Annotated in this window: 14 protein-coding genes and 1 pseudogene; 3 read left to right on the forward strand and 12 right to left on the reverse strand. The window is 37.7% G+C overall.

Annotation, left to right across the window (positions count from 1 at the left end; translation table 11 throughout):
* On the reverse strand, positions 1-989 hold a 989-nt coding region (locus H1P_RS09475), incomplete at its 3' end, for a PEP/pyruvate-binding domain-containing protein (RefSeq protein WP_281291125.1).
* A gap of 280 nt (positions 990-1269) precedes the next feature.
* Here H1P_RS09475 and H1P_RS09480 point away from each other — a divergent pair.
* The 3 genes from H1P_RS09480 to H1P_RS09490 all read left to right on the forward strand — a co-directional run bounded on the left by H1P_RS09480 (position 1270) and on the right by H1P_RS09490 (position 3939).
* Positions 1270-2022 carry a Crp/Fnr family transcriptional regulator gene (locus H1P_RS09480; protein WP_186375904.1) on the forward strand — a complete coding sequence of 251 codons (753 nt, stop codon included), beginning with the start codon at positions 1270-1272 and terminating at the stop codon, positions 2020-2022.
* 955 nt (positions 2023-2977) lie between these two features.
* The gene (locus H1P_RS09485) at positions 2978-3244 is read left to right on the forward strand and encodes a DUF1816 domain-containing protein (protein ID WP_246141566.1); all 267 of its coding nucleotides are present in this window, start codon (positions 2978-2980) and stop codon (positions 3242-3244) included.
* 317 nt (positions 3245-3561) lie between these two features.
* A complete protein-coding gene (locus H1P_RS09490; RefSeq protein WP_144866580.1) occupies positions 3562-3939 on the forward strand; it encodes a response regulator in 378 nt (125 codons plus the stop codon).
* 292 nt (positions 3940-4231) lie between these two features.
* On the opposite strand, the gene H1P_RS38870 is transcribed toward H1P_RS09490, so the two are convergent.
* The 11 genes and pseudogenes from H1P_RS38870 to metH all read right to left on the reverse strand — a co-directional run bounded on the left by H1P_RS38870 (position 4232) and on the right by metH (position 17082).
* Entirely contained in the window at positions 4232-4354 is a 123-nt protein-coding gene (locus tag H1P_RS38870; RefSeq protein ID WP_281291126.1) for a hypothetical protein, read from the reverse strand.
* A gap of 177 nt (positions 4355-4531) precedes the next feature.
* Complete coding sequence (locus H1P_RS09495; protein WP_144866582.1) at positions 4532-6052, reverse strand: calcium-binding protein; 1521 nt, start codon at positions 6050-6052, stop codon at positions 4532-4534.
* 46 nt (positions 6053-6098) lie between these two features.
* Complete coding sequence (locus tag H1P_RS09500) at positions 6099-8222, reverse strand: S8 family serine peptidase (RefSeq protein ID WP_144866584.1); 2124 nt, start codon at positions 8220-8222, stop codon at positions 6099-6101.
* Between the two features lie 697 nt (positions 8223-8919).
* The gene (locus tag H1P_RS09505; RefSeq protein ID WP_144866586.1) at positions 8920-9924 is read right to left on the reverse strand and encodes a CHAD domain-containing protein; all 1005 of its coding nucleotides are present in this window, start codon (positions 9922-9924) and stop codon (positions 8920-8922) included.
* 13 nt (positions 9925-9937) lie between these two features.
* Entirely contained in the window at positions 9938-10216 is a 279-nt protein-coding gene (locus H1P_RS09510) for a DUF7219 family protein (RefSeq protein WP_144866588.1), read from the reverse strand.
* A 122-nt stretch (positions 10217-10338) separates the two neighbouring features.
* A complete protein-coding gene (locus tag H1P_RS35935; RefSeq protein ID WP_186375905.1) occupies positions 10339-10482 on the reverse strand; it encodes a hypothetical protein in 144 nt (47 codons plus the stop codon).
* Positions 10483-10638: 156 nt separating this feature from the next.
* Positions 10639-10848 carry a hypothetical protein gene (locus H1P_RS09515; protein WP_144866591.1) on the reverse strand — a complete coding sequence of 70 codons (210 nt, stop codon included), beginning with the start codon at positions 10846-10848 and terminating at the stop codon, positions 10639-10641.
* A 305-nt stretch (positions 10849-11153) separates the two neighbouring features.
* Positions 11154-11831 (reverse strand): annotated as a pseudogene (locus H1P_RS38155) (MAE_28990/MAE_18760 family HEPN-like nuclease).
* 3 nt (positions 11832-11834) lie between these two features.
* The gene (locus H1P_RS09525) at positions 11835-12920 is read right to left on the reverse strand and encodes a DUF262 domain-containing protein (protein ID WP_144866593.1); all 1086 of its coding nucleotides are present in this window, start codon (positions 12918-12920) and stop codon (positions 11835-11837) included.
* Between the two features lie 52 nt (positions 12921-12972).
* On the reverse strand, positions 12973-13347 hold the full coding sequence (locus H1P_RS09530; protein ID WP_144866595.1) for a hypothetical protein: 375 nt from the start codon (positions 13345-13347) through the stop codon (positions 12973-12975).
* A gap of 114 nt (positions 13348-13461) precedes the next feature.
* Complete coding sequence (gene metH, locus H1P_RS09535; protein WP_144866597.1) at positions 13462-17082, reverse strand: methionine synthase; 3621 nt, start codon at positions 17080-17082, stop codon at positions 13462-13464.
* Positions 17083-17331: the final 249 nt, after the last annotated feature.

A 17331-nucleotide genomic window follows, 5' to 3' on the forward strand; every position in this document is an offset into this window, starting at 1 on the left:
AGAATTTCCTCGTCATTAATGGCATATTGAACTCTTTCTGAGGGGGGTGTGGGGACGTTTTTGGTTAGTTTACTACCACCAATGTCATACACCATCTTGACTTCTTTGCTACCAAGGCGTTTGTTTAAAATGGGGCGATAACCTTCGTTGAGGGTGGGTTTAAAAACGATATATTCGTCTGGGTTCACTGCACCTTGAACGACATTCTCCCCTAAACCATAAGCAGCAGTAATCAAAGCTGCATCTTTAAAGCCCGTTTCCGTATCAATAGAAAACATTACTCCAGAGGTAGCTAAATCGGAGCGTACCATTTTTTGTACGCCTACAGAAAGAGCTACATTAAAGTGGTCAAAGCCTTTAATCGTACGATAAGAGATCGCACGATCTGTAAATAAAGAGGCAAAGCATTTATGACAGGCTTCTAGTACGCTAGAAACTCCATGAACGTTAAGATAAGTTTCTTGTTGTCCTGCAAAACTAGCATCTGGTAAATCTTCGGCGGTTGCAGAAGAACGCACTGCCACATCAACGTTATAGTTATATTGTTCGCATTGTTCTTTTTCTACGCCTTCGTATCGATCGCATTGCTGATAATCAACACTATATCGCTGGCATAGTTGACTATAAGCTTCGGTAATCGCAGTTTCTAATTCTTTGGGAAAAGGAGTATTGAGAATTAAAGCCCTCGCTTGTTTTCCACGGGATCGCAAATTATTAACATCTTCGACATCAAGATCGGCAAACAGTTGACGTAGTTTAGTTTCGAGTTTTGCCTGATGGATAAAATAACAATAAGCATAAGCCGTAGTAGCAAAACCTCCTGGTACTCTAATTCCTTTGGGTGTTAACTGTTGAATCATTTCTCCTAACGAGGCATTTTTACCCCCTACTAGAGAAACGTTACTCATCCCTACATCTTCAAACCAGAGGACAAAAGCTTTTTTTTTATCTTGTAGGAGTTTTTGTTGGCGATTTTCTATTGCTACCATAAATCCTAGTTTCCTATTGAACTCTATTTATTGATACTATCTCGTTGCACCTATAAAGCCTTTAATGCTTTGAGGTTGATGGTTATGTTGTAAATCAACAATTTGAGGAATTTGTGAGGATAGGTTGGCGTTGGTGAATCAGAATATAAATGATGTGGAATAACTTTAATGATGATCCCCTCACACGATCTTCAAATATTAGTTGTAATCTAAAGATATGGTCAAATAAATCATCTAAATCATCAAAAATCAACCCTCAATGATAAGGAGGCGAAAAATAGTGGTATTATCCATTCCACATCCTCCTAATGCGGAAAATAAAGAACCATCCTATCGAGCTAATTATCTTTTAAGTTTGCTGTCAGAATCAGACTTTAATAGTCTAATTGCTAACTCAAATCGTATTTTTTTACCGTCAAAAACAGTTCTTCATCAACCTAATGAACCGATTCAAAAAGTTTATTTTCCACTGCGAGGCATAATTTCTCTGGTAAGCGCGTCCCAAGAAGGTTTAATCGCCGAACTTGCTACAGTAAGCAACAAAGGAATGGTTGGTATTGCAGCTTTTTTAGGAGGCTCTTTTCTTTCTAGTTTTGCTGTGGTTCAAACTGACTGTATTGCTATTACTTTGAATGCTGATATCCTCAGACATGAATTTGCTCGCGGTGGCGAATTACAAAAAATATTATTGTTATATACCCAAGCTTTATTTAGCCAGACTTCGCAAAATGTTTTCTGTAGTTGTCATCATACAATAGAACAAAGATTAGCCCGTTGGTTATTATCTTTTAGCGATCGCTTAGAACAGAGAAAATTGCTACTTACCCAAGAAACTCTTGCTGATTTATTAGGGGTAAGACGTTCGAGTTTGTCAGTAGTCGCTAACAAATTTCGCCAACGAAACTTGATTGACTATAGCCGTGGCAGAATTATGATTCAAAATCCTGTAGCCCTGAGAAAAGTCGCTTGTGAATGCGAACAAATAATTGCAGCAGAGTATTTTCGCTTAATGAATGTGTCTCAAAACTATTGATTTTCGTAAATCCCTAATCCCCAATCACGGAGGCTGTATGGAAGACAATACTTTTCGGATCGGCCTTCTTGAATTATTATTGGAATGTTCGATAATTACTCCCCACTTCCCTGAGTAATAATCTTTAACTGAGCAGTATTGGGATGCTCCCTAGTATGAGATTGTATGCGATCGTTTATTAAGTTGTGTGGGAAATGCGACCGACCAAATTATTGGTTTTGTGCAAGTATCTTTGTGTGAGTAGTAAAACAACTATTTCTCAAGCATTAAAAAAATCTCAAAATATAAGATTGCTCACTGTTAAATACAACTTTTCTTGATAATTATTTAACTATTTTCTCTAGCAAATATTATTTATTGATTTAGGTTGTTCTTGCGATCGCTAACTTTATGTTACTTTAATATTTTTTAAACCACAAAAATTAATTTTTGTGGCAGATTTGTAAGCAAATAATCTTTAATAATCGTCTATTTTATAACTTTTGGAGGTTATTCCAATGGTACAGTAATAAACTAAAGTATTTGGTAATTTGATTTTATGACTAGTGACGTTGATTAATGCGTAGTGCTTCGACTGTTATCTAGCTTCTCATTTAATAACAAAAGTTACTTAAGAAGCTCATATTTCCTAGTTAAAAACAGTATTATTTTGTACGTCAACGCTGTCATTCTTCAAGGTGAGGTTTCCTCGCTGAATCTCGCGTTCATTACTTAAAATTAGCTATAAGCCATTAGCTATAAGCTTGAATCGCATAGTGGAGAAGTTGAACCTGGAGTTTAGAAGCTCAGAGCTTAAAGCTGTTAGCTAGTTGAATTAGCAATGCCTTATTAATATATTGCACTTGGTTTTTAAAAATTAAGGTTGATAATAACAAAATAATTTGTTGTCTACTTCTTGATTTTATTGTGAGGAGAGCTTTTCTCGATCGACATATATAAAATTATGGAGTGATATATGAATCACTACACAAAGCCTTCCATGGAAAAACATTCTTTTCAGCCAGTTGACGAAAACCCATCTCAATTATCTTGGTGGGTGCAAATTACGACTATTAGTCCATCTTGCATTTATTATTTTGGCCCATTCGAGCATCAAACAGAAGCCACAGTAGCGCAATACGAGTACATTCAAGATTTACTAGAAGAAAAAGCCAAAGGAATCGATATTGAAATTACCAAAACTAAACCTGAAGTACTGACTATTTATGAAGAAGATTTTTAATATTAAGTAAGTAGGCATAAATAAATGTAAAACTAAAAAAAAAGAGAATAAGATCGGGTGTAATTGACAAGCAACCCCGCGCCGAAGACAGGCTTTTACACCCGTCGCATTTGAGGGCAACCGAACGCCCTAAAGGACTCGCTTCCCTAAAGGACTCGGCTTCGCCGTCGCGCATCGCGCATCGCGCGACCGAAGGAAGTCCGTGATTGGCATCGCGCGAGTTTGTCTTGTCGCTTATTATCTATTACCTAATCAAACCATTTTCTAATTAATTAAACCCACCTACTTCTGTTATGAATTATAAATAGTTTGAGAATATGAGCGACAAAAATATTTTAGTGATAGAAGATGATGAAGGAATTCAAGCTGTTACTAAATTTAGTTTAGAAATGGAGGATGATTGGAAGGTTACCAGTGCTTTGTGCGGAAAAGAAGGACTAATTAAAGCTAAAAGTTTACATCCCGATGTTATTCTCTTAGATCTAGTTATGCCAGATATCAATGGAATTGACATCTTAAAAGAGTTACAAAGTAATCAACCAACCAAAAAAATACCGATTATTCTCTTTACAGCTAAAGCAGTAACAATCAATATTCCTGAACTTCAAGATAACAATGTAATAGGTATAATAACAAAACCTTTTGACTGTCTTACTTTATCGGCAAAAATCGTCAATATTCTCAAGAATAGTTAACTTTTAGTTGATTGCTAAGTAACTCCACTTTATCAGATATCTAATGGTAAATCTTGGTGTCGGGTTTAGAGGGATCGCGGTGTAAGGTTCTATGGTAAACTCCTTCACTTTCAAACTAGATGTGGTTCCTCAACTAAATCCTGACTTCCAATAAATTATGCTTGTTCAATAGTGGGTTGGAAAAATGTCCCATATTTGTCTGTGCCACAGTACTGATTCATCTAAATCGACAAGCATTTCTGGAATAAAAACATTGTTACTCGGTTTAGATTTAAGAGATTGGCAAACTTGCTTAATCTTGCGATCGCATTTTTGACAAATTAAGAGAAGAATCTCCCAAAATGCGATCGTTAATATCAAGGTAATCCAGAAAATTTCGCTCAGATTTCTCTCCCAATAACCAGGGCAAACGCATCTATAGTAATTTCAAATAGAAACCACAAGTTACTCAGTACTACTTTTCAGCCTTCATCCTTCATCCTTCATCCTTTTACCAGTGTTTAACAACGTAAGGAAATTAATTGGAACGACTATAAAATATCAGCCAAACTGAGTTAAAATGAGCTTCATAAGAGCGAATCTCAATAATTAACTAAACAAAAGTGAAAGCAGAATCAGTAACCGCAAGAGTGGGTGTAACATCTTGCAAAGTAGCAATCACTTCTCCTCTGGCTGCAACCCCAGGATCGTAAATTAAATCCGCATCAATTGTGCCTGCTTCTGAAGTAAAGAAGTCCAGACTATAAAGTTCTGCCGAACCATTAAGTTGAATCCAATCTTGACGGGGATTGAAATCAGTTACTAAAGCAAAATCTGCTTCTCCTCTGGTTAGAACATTTCCGTCATCGTAGAAAACGCCGTCTGCATTGCCCAGAACAAAAGTATCTCTTCCTCCTCCTCCTGTGAGGGTATCTAATTCGTCTGTTACCCTAGTAAGTGCATTTACGCCAATCAATCGATCGCTACTTACTCCACCATCTAAAGAATCATTTCCACTGCCACCAGTAAGAGTATCTCGACCAACATCTCCATTGAGAACATCATCTCCCGAACCACCTAAAACGCGATCGCTGCCTCCTCCTCCAGCAACCGAATCGTTATCTTCTCCACCATCTAAGGTGTCATTGCCAAATCCACCATTAAGCGTGTCTTCTCCTAATTCTCCCAGGATGCGATCTGCTCCGCTATTTCCATCTAGTAGGTCATTTCCTTGACCGCCCACAATATCGTCACTACCGCCATCTCCTGTCGCTGTATCGTTGCCATTACCTCCAGCAATCAGATCGTTACCATTGCCACCTGAGAGATTATCATTCCCTGCAAGTCCTTGAATGACATCGTTACCACCCAAACCAGAAATTTCATCTCGACGATTTGTGCCTGTTAGCACATCATTTCTTTCTGTGCCGATTATGGGAGGTGAAGGGGCAGTTGCAAAGTTAAGTACTTGTTCTAATTCTTCATTGCTCATTCCTGCTAAAGCATCTAATTCTAGAGCTACTAATTCTGGTGCTTTAGCAAGAGCTTCTGCTTGATTGGCATTTTGAGCAGCAAAATGCATAATAATCTGGGTTTCCCCAGGAGCTAAAGTCAAATTGTAAGCAAAGTTAATATCATCAAAATTTAGCGATGCTGCATCAGGTCGAATTTCTCCATCTTCTCCTGCGATAATATGGAGCATTGTTGGATCGCCACCGTCATCAAAATCATCAGTAATCAACCAATTGTCATCAGCGTTAAAAACCGTGTCTTCATTAGCAGTATCGACAATAAAAGTGTCACTGTCAGAACCTAAATTACTGTCGAGGGAAACCGTAAAATCAGTGGTGGAAGTTCCTGTATTAGTGACAATTTCTAAAAAACGAGCAAAAGACTGGTCTTCTGGCACATAAATCTTACGAGTGATTTCCAGATCGCCAAAGTTAGACGTACCAATGACAACTTCGCGATCGTCATCCTCTGTTTGGGCGTTTTCAAAGAAACCAAAGTTATTTAAACGCAAACCGCCATCATAGGCATCATTTGTCCCATCGCTAATGTTACCATCTCCTTGAATATCCCACCGAAATCCCGAAGCATCAAATAGATCGATAGGAAGAGTAATATCTGTCATGGTTTTTCTCCTTGTTTTGATTTGTTAAATGATTTAATTGATTTATCTAAACAAAAGTAAAAGCTGGATCGTCAAGAGTAAGAGTGGGTGCAACATTTTGCAAGGTAGCAATCACCTCTCCTCTGGCTGCAACCCCAGAATCGTAAATTAAATCCGCATCAATTGTGCCTGCTTCTGAAGTAAAGAAGTCCAGACTATAAAGTTCTGCCGAACCATTAAGTTGAATCCCATCTTGACGGGGATTGAAATCAGTTACTAAAGCAAAATCTGCTTCTCCTCTGGTTAGAACATCTCCGTCATCGTAGAAAACGCCGTCTGCATTGCCCAAAACAAAAGTATCTCTTCCTCCTCCTCCTGAAAGAGTGTCCACTTCACCCGTTCCCCCAGTGAGAGAATCAACTCCTATCAATTGATCGCTACTTGCGCCACCATCTAAAGAATCATTCCCACTACCTCCAGTAAGAGTATCTCGACCAACATCACCATTGAGAACATCATCTCCCGAACCACCTAAAACGCGATCGCTACCTCCGCCACCAGAAACAGAATCGTTGTCTTCCCCACCATTAAGAGAGTCATTGCCAGTACCACCAGTTATGGTGTCATCTCCCGATTCACCAAGGATGCGATCTACTCCAGCATTGCCATCAAGAATGTCATTTCCTTGACCCCCAGTGATGTCATCATTACCGTCATTTCCTGTGACAGTGTCATTGCCATTACCAGCAGCAATCAGGTCATTACCATTACCGCCAGAAATGAGATCGTTTCCTGCAAGTCCTTCGATTACATCATTGCCACCCAAACCAGATATGATATCCCTGCGATTTGTCCCAATTAGAACATCCCTACCTCCCGTGCCAACAATTTCTAGAGGTGGTCTAACCTCGCTTAGAGCATTGGAAGTATTTAATCGCCCACCTGAAACAGTAATCCCTTCTAGACTAGGAAGCGGATCGGTGTTTTCTAGGATCAATTCTTTAATTTCTGCTGCGCTCAATCCTGGGTCTTCAGCTAGCAGCAAACTCACAACCCCTACAACGTGAGGTGACGCCATTGATGTTCCACTAAAGAAATCATAGTTATTTCCTGGAACAGTGCTCAGAATGTCAACTCCTGGCGCACCCAAGTCTACAGAAGTAGCTCCCAAATTCGAGAAATCTGCTAATCGATCATTATCGTCTGTTGCTGCCACAGAAATAATATTATCCAGATCGTAACTGGCAGGATAACGCGGATTGAGATCGTTATCATTCCCAAAATCATTTCCTGCTGCTGCTACGAATAGCTGTTCTTCTTCTCCTACTGCTGCGATCGCCTCTCTAAGTGCCTGGGAATCAGGAACTGTCCAGCTATTGTTAGTTACCTGTGCGCCCATGAGGACACCGTATTCTAAAGCTTGAATCGCAGCAAAAGTTTCAGGGCCAAAATCTCCGATCTTCAACATCATGATCTCAGCATCCCAATTGACACCAGTAACACCGATGTTGTTGTTTCCTTGAGCAGCAATTGTTCCAGCTACGTGAGTACCATGAACATAATTATCTTCTGGATCGGGATCGTCATTACCAAAGTCATAGCCGTTAACATCATCGACATAGCCATTGTTATCGTCATCAATTCCATTACCCGCGATTTCTCCTGGATTTGTCCACAGATTATCAACCAAATCTATATGGTTAACATCGATTCCCGAATCTAATATCCCGACAATGACATCGTTTCCAGTTTGAATATCCCAAGCTTCTGGAGCATCGATGTCCGCATCAGATGTACCTCCTGTTTGTCCTGTATTGTTAAGTCCCCAAAGTTCATCAAAACGAGGATCGTTGGGAGTAGTTTCTGTATAAGACCCGATAAAATTGGGTTCGACATATTCAATTCTGGGGTCATCGCTCAAAACTTCAATTGCTTCTTCGACACTAACGTCTTCAACTTCCCAAAGCTGAATATCTAGAGTTTGAGTTGTGTCTATAACTGAGATATCGACACCCATCTCTTCCTGAAATTCACCGATCTCAGTTGGGGTCATCTCCGTTGAAAGTTTCACAATTAACTCATTGCCAACAAATTCTCTTTCTTCTTGAATTAGATTCTGATTACTTGATGAATTACTTTGTACAGAAATATCATTTTCCGCATCGTCAGTTGCGAACCATGAATTAGCCATAGTTTTATTCCTTACTGTGTAAAACTTGAGAAGTACAAATTATTAATCAACAATTTTGTAGTTTTAATACTATGTTGATATCTGGTTGAATTGATGTTTTTTATCGTTTTCATGCAGCTTAGGTTGTATAAACAGTAATTAATGTTAAGAAATATGTTTACCATTTATACTATTTGATTCTAATTAAAAAGTAAGATAATAATTTGAGGAAGTTGTGAAGAAATAGCAAGTAGTAAGTTTTTTGATTGATAAACAACCAATAACTAACCATTAACCAAAGCAGTATCTTTCGCTAATCTACCATCTTCCAAATGCACAATGCGATCAGCTATAGCCGTACAAAATTAGATTAGGATATTAAAATTTACGAGCTTCGGAAGTAATGAGTAATCAGTAATAAGTAATGAGTTTTTTGATTAAAATGCCCAAAAATGTAAGGGGCTGACACCGCCACGTCCGACATATGCGGAGCGGTATCCTTTAGGGCGAGCATCTGGGGTCTCCCCAGATGGAGCGGACTCCTCGAAGGGCGGTGCTTGTAGGTCCCGTCTTAACGTTAATATGTAACGCTATATATCGAGAATGCGGTTATCGTGAGTTCCCAAAGGCATGATTGAGATTATTAATGGCAACAACACGGTTTCGGGACATAGTCGGTAGAGGCGAACGAACGTTCGCCCGAGAGCGTGGTTAATTGTTAATTTCTCATTCCTCCTACTTGATCCCTCATCTCTGAATTGACTCTTGGTTGCTGGATTGTTTGTCTTAGTTCTTTTCGGGTTTTATCATCAAGAAACTCTTCTTGTAAAAGTTCCCATTCTTGCCATTTTTGAGAGCGAGTTTGGGTGAGTAAAGTTGCTAGTTCGGGCATTTTTTCAGCAACGACTGATTTTAAGGCTTTTTCTAGGACTTCTCTCAAGACATAACAATCTTGGATTTGACCGAGAACTTCTTGAATTTGCTCTATTTGCTTGAGATAATAATGATAAATATCATCGTAGAATTGAGAAAATAGCTCTAAATTATAGCGGGTTCTTTTGGCTGATTTTCGCAGATCGTGGAGAATTAGCTCTTCTTGTTCTAGTAATTGTTCCACTGCTTTTGTATTTAAGCTTTCAGGAAATTGAATTGTTCCTTCTTTTAGTTCCACTCCTACTAACCAACCAGGATGCAGCAATAGTTGACTAATTTGGGGTAACAGTAAATCTGGCAATACGGGATAAATAGATAAATCGCCTATTGCTTGATATCTGGGATGCTCTAACCAATTTTGGAGTTCTTGCTGGAGATTGAGATAAAGCTTGCTGTTGAGAGTTTGTCTAACCTGTTTTACTTCTTTTTTTCTTTGTTTGTTGAGAGATTTGATAACTTTGTCTAAACTCTTTTGTTCTCCTGCGGGTAATAGAGGACGATAATTATTGGCTAGATTAGCTAGTAAAACGTCTAAATCTCTGAGTTTTCCTAGAGAACGACCTATTTTAGCAATATTTTTCTGATTTACTGTTGGTGGTAACTCTAAAGCGACTGCAAAACCAGCGATTGCACTTCGTAAACGTCGCATTCCGACACGTATTTGATGTAAGTCTTCCGAGTCTTTATCTTGAAGTACTCTAGCTTCATACTTGAATATCTTACGAGTATGTTTGGCGATTGCAATATTTGCCCATTCTTTTAAAGTAACAGCGTTATCTTTATCGGTCATTCTAGATATCCGATTATTCTTCGGGGGTAAAGTTTGTCTTGTCTAAAAGTTCCTTTTTGGATTGCTTAAGCTGTTTCCAAAACTTTCTAATCTCATCATAAGTATCTTCTGCGGTCATTTTGCCATTGGATTCTAAACCACAAAGATAAGACACTTGTTGGGCAAACTGTTGCAAGTTGGCATTAAAAACCAAATTTTGAGGAGTAAACTCACCTTGATAGCTGCCAATGGGATATAAAAACTCTTCTTTGATGTTTTTGTCGTTATTAATGTTATTAGATTCTTCTATCATTTTTGCGTCCTCTGTTGGGTTTAAATAACGTTTACTATTAAACTATTAAACACTAACCACCAACCCATGGTCGTATCGGGGAAATTAATTCCCTTATCAGAGCGTAGTTTTTCTACTTTGTTTCAAGCATGGATAATTTCTAAAAGAATCCCTTCGGATAATAAAGATTTAACTTTTATACCAATTTTGCCATCATCAATGCACACTCGGTCATTTATCTCTAGTTGTGACAAAATGTCGGGAATTGTGTAGTTGGTTTGAAACATTTTTTGTCTGCATTAAGTGGTACTTTTTTACTTCATAACAACCTCTTTCCTTGATGTATGCGTTGCTTATTTTTCGCTAGTAAGACAGTTGTTTAATACCTACTTTGTGTCTCTTCGATTTAATTATGGATCGAGAACTTGAAGAAGTTGTGAGCTTTAATCATTGGGTGTTGCTGAATAGAAAATTGATGTTTGTTGAATATCAATCAAATCTTCTAAAGATGTTTCTTGCCAAAAAAGCCGATTTTGCCGTTCTAAATTATTAGATTTATTAATAGTTGCAACTAAAATTTGCAGCAGTTGGCGTTGTTCTGAGCTAGAAAGGGCTTGAAGGTTGGCGATCGCTTTGTGTAATTGAGGAGTCATAATAGTATTAAATTGCCATTCTCTATCTTGATTGTAGTTGATTGAGAAAAGCGATCGCTTTGTGTAATTGAGGAGTCATAATAGTGTTAGATTGCCATTCTCTATTTTGATTGTAGTTGATTGAGAAAAGCGATCATTTGTTGTAATTGGGGAGTCATAATAGTATTGGATTGCCATTCTCTATCTTGATTGTAGTGGATGGAAGAGATGCGATCGCTTTTTGGAGTTGAGGATTCATAATAATATTAAATTGCCATTCTCTATCTTAATTGTAGTTGTTGAAGAGATGAGATCGCCAAAATAAATCACTTTAAATATTCTTTCTTTGATATATAGTCTTCTATATTTTGTAATATTTCTCTTAAATAGCAAATAACTCTTTTCTTAATTTCTAATAGTTCTTCTGCTGTATTTTCTTTTCCTACGTCCTTGAAAGATTTAAAACCGTGAGCCAAATAATTTCTATTTGTCTTAATTTTCAGTAAATCAATTCCATCGCGCGTTTTTCGACCATTGGTTTTGCAAGAAAAGCTATAATCTTTCGCTACTTGTTTTATTTTTCTAGCATCAATATTTCCTGAGAATAGTTGCTCCTTATCGAAACTTGCCGAAATTATATCAAGAGATATATTATTAATTACATCCAAAAGAGTATCGGTTTCTTTATTTTTCTTGAAATTTTTGACAATAATTTTTTTAATATCTTTCTTTAAATCATCGAAAGATATATTCTGATTGTTCATGTCATCAAAAATAGCTTAAATTGCATTTCTGATCGTCGATTCAATTAAATTATAAAGTAACAAAAATCCTGTTGCTTTTAGAGTTTTTTCTAATTCAGTATCTATTTTTTTTACTTTTTGATGCTTAACATTACCCATAGCCAACTGAATCGAGCCTTGTTCTAAATTTTGTAACAAGAAAAAATATTTACTAACTTCTTGAGCGCGTTCGTCAAAATCTTCAAATAGTTTACTTTTCATTAATTACCTATAAAGACTATCGCGAACATACTCAATACGACGAGTTACTTTATTCTGAGAGCTACTTCCGTCTCCTTTAGTAAAATTCTTAAAATCTTCTGAATCTAAAAAAGATGTCGAGTGTGGTATTAATCCTTGATTTTTTCTCAATGCCAAAGCTGCACCTACAGTAATTGATTCAAATTTAATTCTAGTTGTAGGCTCGTACTTATCTTTTGTTTTTCTATAGATACGTAAGGCATTTGGAAAATATTTTTCGATAAAAGAAAGCATAGAAATAAATTCTTCTCTCATCACATCAATATTGAGTGACTTAGATTTGTTAGCTTGTTTTAAATACTCATCTAAAAACTGATGTACTTTTTTACCAGAGTAATTTTTATAGTTATTCAAAAAAGCAAAAAAGCGCAAAATAAACTCCTGTGGATCGCGTTTTTTGATTTCAGTATCAGTAAAAGAACATAAATTACGAAATTGTTCTGATTGGGATAATTCTTCAATTAAATCAAGAAACTTCCCAGGCTTACTTCCCCTCCGTTTCTCCATTTCATTCAATTCAACACTACCAGTATTAATTCTTTCAAATAAGTCTCGTCTTACTTCTTCATCTGCTTTTTCAGTTAACTGAATCATTCTAATAGTAGTTCTTTGAAAACGCCTCTGACGAGAAAGAGGTAAATCTTTAAAAGTAAATCCATTCAGACTATCTAGCTTTTCAAGATTATTCAACTTCAATTCATTGTTAAGAAATCTAGCCAAAGTACGAATGCGTTGTGTACCATCTATAATCTCTAGTCTTGCTAAGTCTTCAGATTCAGATACATCAGCAACAAGAATATAAGCTATTGGCAGTCCCAAAAGCACAGATTCAATAAACTTTGATTGTCTATCTTCATCCCATCTCATTTCTCTTTGATAATCTGGGATAAATATTTCGTTCTGATCTTCGTCTATACCATCTAAATATTTGTTAACTAAAACTTCAATGGGATATTCTAGTGTATTGTAATCAACAGGTGTTTGTTCCTTGCGTATTTGTGCCTCTGCAATGTCTTTTTTTTCGTTGGTAATTTCTAATTGAGTAACCATAAGTTGTCATAATTATTATTAGAATTATTCTTTTATTCGTAGTTAAATTCTTCTAGCTTATTTTTGTCCAATTATAAAATAAAAGAAATGTTGATACTATTGTTGCTATCCAATAAATCAAATTATTAGAATCTCTATAATTTTCACCTAGACTATTTTCTATTTCTTTTAATTCTTTGATCTCTTCTAAGCTCAATCTATTCAATCCCTTATATTTACTATATTTTTTAAGCTCCCAGCGTCTACCAAAAAATTCCTTTGCTTTTGGATAAGTTTGAAGGTGAAAAACTATACCTAAAATAAGACATAATAGTGTAGCTAATATTGGTTCAAGTGATGTAGCTGAGATAGAACCGACTAGGTACAAATAAGAATAAGAATACTCACCTAAAATACTATTCCAATTTTTCCATATTTTTTTGTTCATAACTGATTTCACCTTTTATTTTAAAGTTTTTACTTTGCGACTTTGCGTATTTGCGCGAGATAAAAAAAGATGGGCATTACACCCACCTCAATAATAAACAATCTCTTAAATTACCTAGGCACTAAAATATCTCGCTACAGGATGATAAGTAATAATCGCTGTTGTCGATTGTTCGGGATATAATTGTTCGCTTTCATCCATATACATATTAATGCGTTTGGTATCCAATAAATCCAATTGTTTGAATTGGTCGGGTATATTAGGGCAAGCAGGATAACCAAAACTATAGCGAGAACCGCGATAGCGTTGTTGTAAGATATCTCTGATATTGTCGGATTCTTCCGCTTCAAAGCCTAACTCTGTGCGGATTTTGGCGTGTGTCCATTCTGCTAAAGCTTCCGCCATTTGCACCGCTAAACCATGATAATAGAGATAATCGGTGTATTGGTCATCTTGGAAGAGTTTTTGGGCGTATTCGGTAGCTATTTCTCCTACTGTTACCGCTTGCATGGGGAAAACATCGATTTTCCCCGATTCTTTAGTAGCAAAGAAGTCAGCAATACATAGTCGTTTGCCAGAACGTTGACGGGGAAATTCAAATGATGTTATGGGTTGTAGGGGCGTTTCCCTAAAGGACTCGCTACGCATCGCGCGAAACGCCCCTACGGTATCGGGGTCATATACATACAACGTGTTTCCTTCGGCGTTGCAGGGGAAATAACCATAAATTATGGTGGGATGTAATAGGTTATCAGCAATGGATTTTTGTTTCCATTCTTCTAAAATAGGATGAACTTTTCTCGCGAGAAACTCATCGTATTCTTCTCTAGATTGTTCTTTAGGTTTTCTAAATTGCCATTGTCCGACGAATAAGGCTTGTAAGTCTAAATAGGGAAAAACTTCCTCGATAGGAATATCTTTAGCTTCTAATATTTTACTTCCCCAAAATGGCGGTTCGGGGCGTTCAACATCCAAACTAACTTCATCAGAACGACGGGTATCTATTATTAAAGGTTCTTCTGGCTTACTAACTTCATCAACAAAGATTTTATCCCGATTTTCCCCTTCAAACGGTTGTTCTGCACCATCTTCTGTAGGGGCGATTCGCGATTCGCCCCTACCATTACCATTGTCAGGTTCATCCAAAAATCCCCTAACATCGTCCCAATTATCATCAGCCTTCGCTGGCATTAGTTTATCCATGAAATGCAAATCGGCAAAAGCATCTTTACCATAGATAACTTTCCCGTTATAGGTATTCTGACAATCTTGATTGACGAATTTAGGAGTTAGCGCAGCACCACCTAAGATAACAGGAACGGTAATACCTTTTTCGTTGAATACTTCCAGATTATCTTTCATGAATGCGGTAGATTTTACCAACAAGCCACTCATAGCAATACAATCTGGTTGATGTTCTTCGTAGGCTTTGATAATGCTATCTACGGGTTGTTTGATTCCGAGGTTAATTACTTTATAACCATTATTAGAAAGAATGATATCAACTAGATTTTTACCAATGTCGTGAACGTCCCCTTTAACTGTCGCAATAACAAATTTACCTTTACCTCTGTCGTCAGCTTCTTCCTTATCCATGTGAGGTTCTAAATGGGCTACCGCAGCTTTCATAGTTTGGGCTGACTGCAATACAAAAGGTAACTGCATTTGTCCCGAACCAAATAATTCACCGACAACTTTCATGCCATCTAATAAGAAAATGTTGATAATATCTAACGGGGGATGTTGTTGTAAGGCTTCGTCTAAAGCTTCATCTAAACCAATTCTTTCTCCGTCGATAATATGTTGTTTCAAGCGTTCGTTAATGGGAAGGTTTTTATCTACTGCTTCAGATTTCTTAGCTTTCTTTCCAGCAAATAAGGTTGTTAATTCTCCCAAGGGGTCATAGGTGCAGATATCGCCGTCGAATTCACGCTTGTCGTAGATTAAATCAAAACATATCTTTTGATGGGATTCATCTATTTTAGAAAGGGGTAAAATCTTACTGGCGTTAACAATAGCCGAATCTAATCCTACCTGCATACATTCGTGTAAGAAGACAGAATTTAAAACTTGTCGCGCTGCGAGATTTAAACCAAAGGAAACATTAGAAACACCAAGCAAAATATGACAACTTGGTAATTCATCTCTAATTCTTTTAATTGCATCTACTGTGGCTTTCGCATTTTCTCTATCTTCTTCGATACCAGTAGATACGGGTAAGGCTAAGGGGTCAAAAAAGACTTCATGGGCGGGAATACCATATTCTACCGCAGCATTATAAGCTCGTTTGGCAATTTCAAACTTTTTATCCGCAGTACGCCCCATACCATCTTCATCGATAGTACCAATAACCACACCCGCGCCATAGGTTTTAGCGAGTTCTAAGACTTGAAAAAATCTTTCCTCCCCATCTTCGTAGTTAGTGGAGTTGAGAATACATTTACCACCAGCTACTTTTAACCCCGCTTCCATTTTTGTCCACTCGGTAGAGTCAAGCATTAGGGGAAGGGTGACATTATTCACCAGACGGGATGCAAGTTCGTGCATATCTTTTTCCCCGTCTCTACCTACATAGTCCACGTTGACATCGAGGATATGTGCGCCTTCTTTTACCTGGGCTTTCCCCATTGCAACTAAACTATCCCAATCTTCATCATTAAGTAGAGTACGACATTTTTTAGAACCACTGGCATTTAATCTTTCTCCCACAATCAAGAAAGAATTATCTTGTATATAAGGTTGGGTATTATAAATAGATGCTGCGGAGGGTTCAAATTCGGGATGACGTTCTTTTGGTGTTAAATCTCCCGCCATTTCGGCGAGTTGCTGGATATGTTCGTAACGAGTACCGCAACAACCCCCAATAATTTGCACGCCCAAATCTTCGACGAAGTGCATTAAAGACATCCGCAGTTCCATCGGCGTAAGCTTATAGTGCGCCTGTCCGCCAATATTTTCAGGTAAACCCGCATTGGGTACACAAGAAACAATAAAAGGAGAATGTTCCGACAGATGTTTGATATGTTCCTTCATCAAGTCGGGCCCTGTGGCGCAGTTTAACCCTAAAATATCGATGGGGAAGGGTTCTAATATTGCTAAAGCTGCTTCCATTGTCGAACCAGAAAGCATTGTCCCCATCTGTTCCATTGTCACGGAAACCATTAACGGGCGACGTTCCTCTTTCTTTTTAAATACCGCTTCAATACCATTAAGTGCTGCTTTTATCTGCAACACATCCATACAAGTTTCCACTAAAAATAAATCTACCCCACCATCAAATAATGCTTCTGCTTGCTCTTGATAGTTAGTTAATAATGTATCGTAATCAATATGTCCGAGGGTAGGTAACTTAGTACCAGGGCCAATCGAACCCGCAACAAAACGGGGTTTTTCTGATGTAGAGTATTCTGCTGTTAGTTTTTTTGCTAACTCCGCAGCAGTCTTATTTAGATAATACGCCTTATCAGCTAAATCGTATTCCGCTAGTACCATCGCAGTACCGCCAAAGGTATCGGTTTCAATCACATCCGCACCAGCTTCGAGGAATCCTCGGTGTACTTTCTCCACCGCTTCTGGTTTAGTATGGACTAAATATTCATTACATCCTTCGTACTCCGCACCACCAAAGTCTTCGGCGGTGAGATTTTGGGTTTGTAGGTTTGTACCCATACCCCCATCAAATACTAACACGGGGCGATCTGAGCTTTTAAGGCGATTTAGGAAGAGACTGTTCATTGGTCGCGACTGCGGGTCAACAGATTATAAATTTACTTAAACTTTATTATATGGGCTTTGAGGGAAAGAGGTATTATCTCGCGCAGCCCTAAAGGATACCGCTCCGCATAAGTCGCAAAGGAGCAGAGAGTTTTTATAGAGAGGTTATCTGTTTTATTTTGAGGCTAACCGATAACTTTATCTGTGTTCATCTGCGTAGAGGGTGTGGACGGTTTTTTATCTCGCAAAGTCGTAAGCAAGGATAAAATG

The organism is Hyella patelloides LEGE 07179 (assembly GCF_900659865.1).
Classification (GTDB): Bacteria; Cyanobacteriota; Cyanobacteriia; order Cyanobacteriales; family Xenococcaceae; genus Hyella; species Hyella patelloides.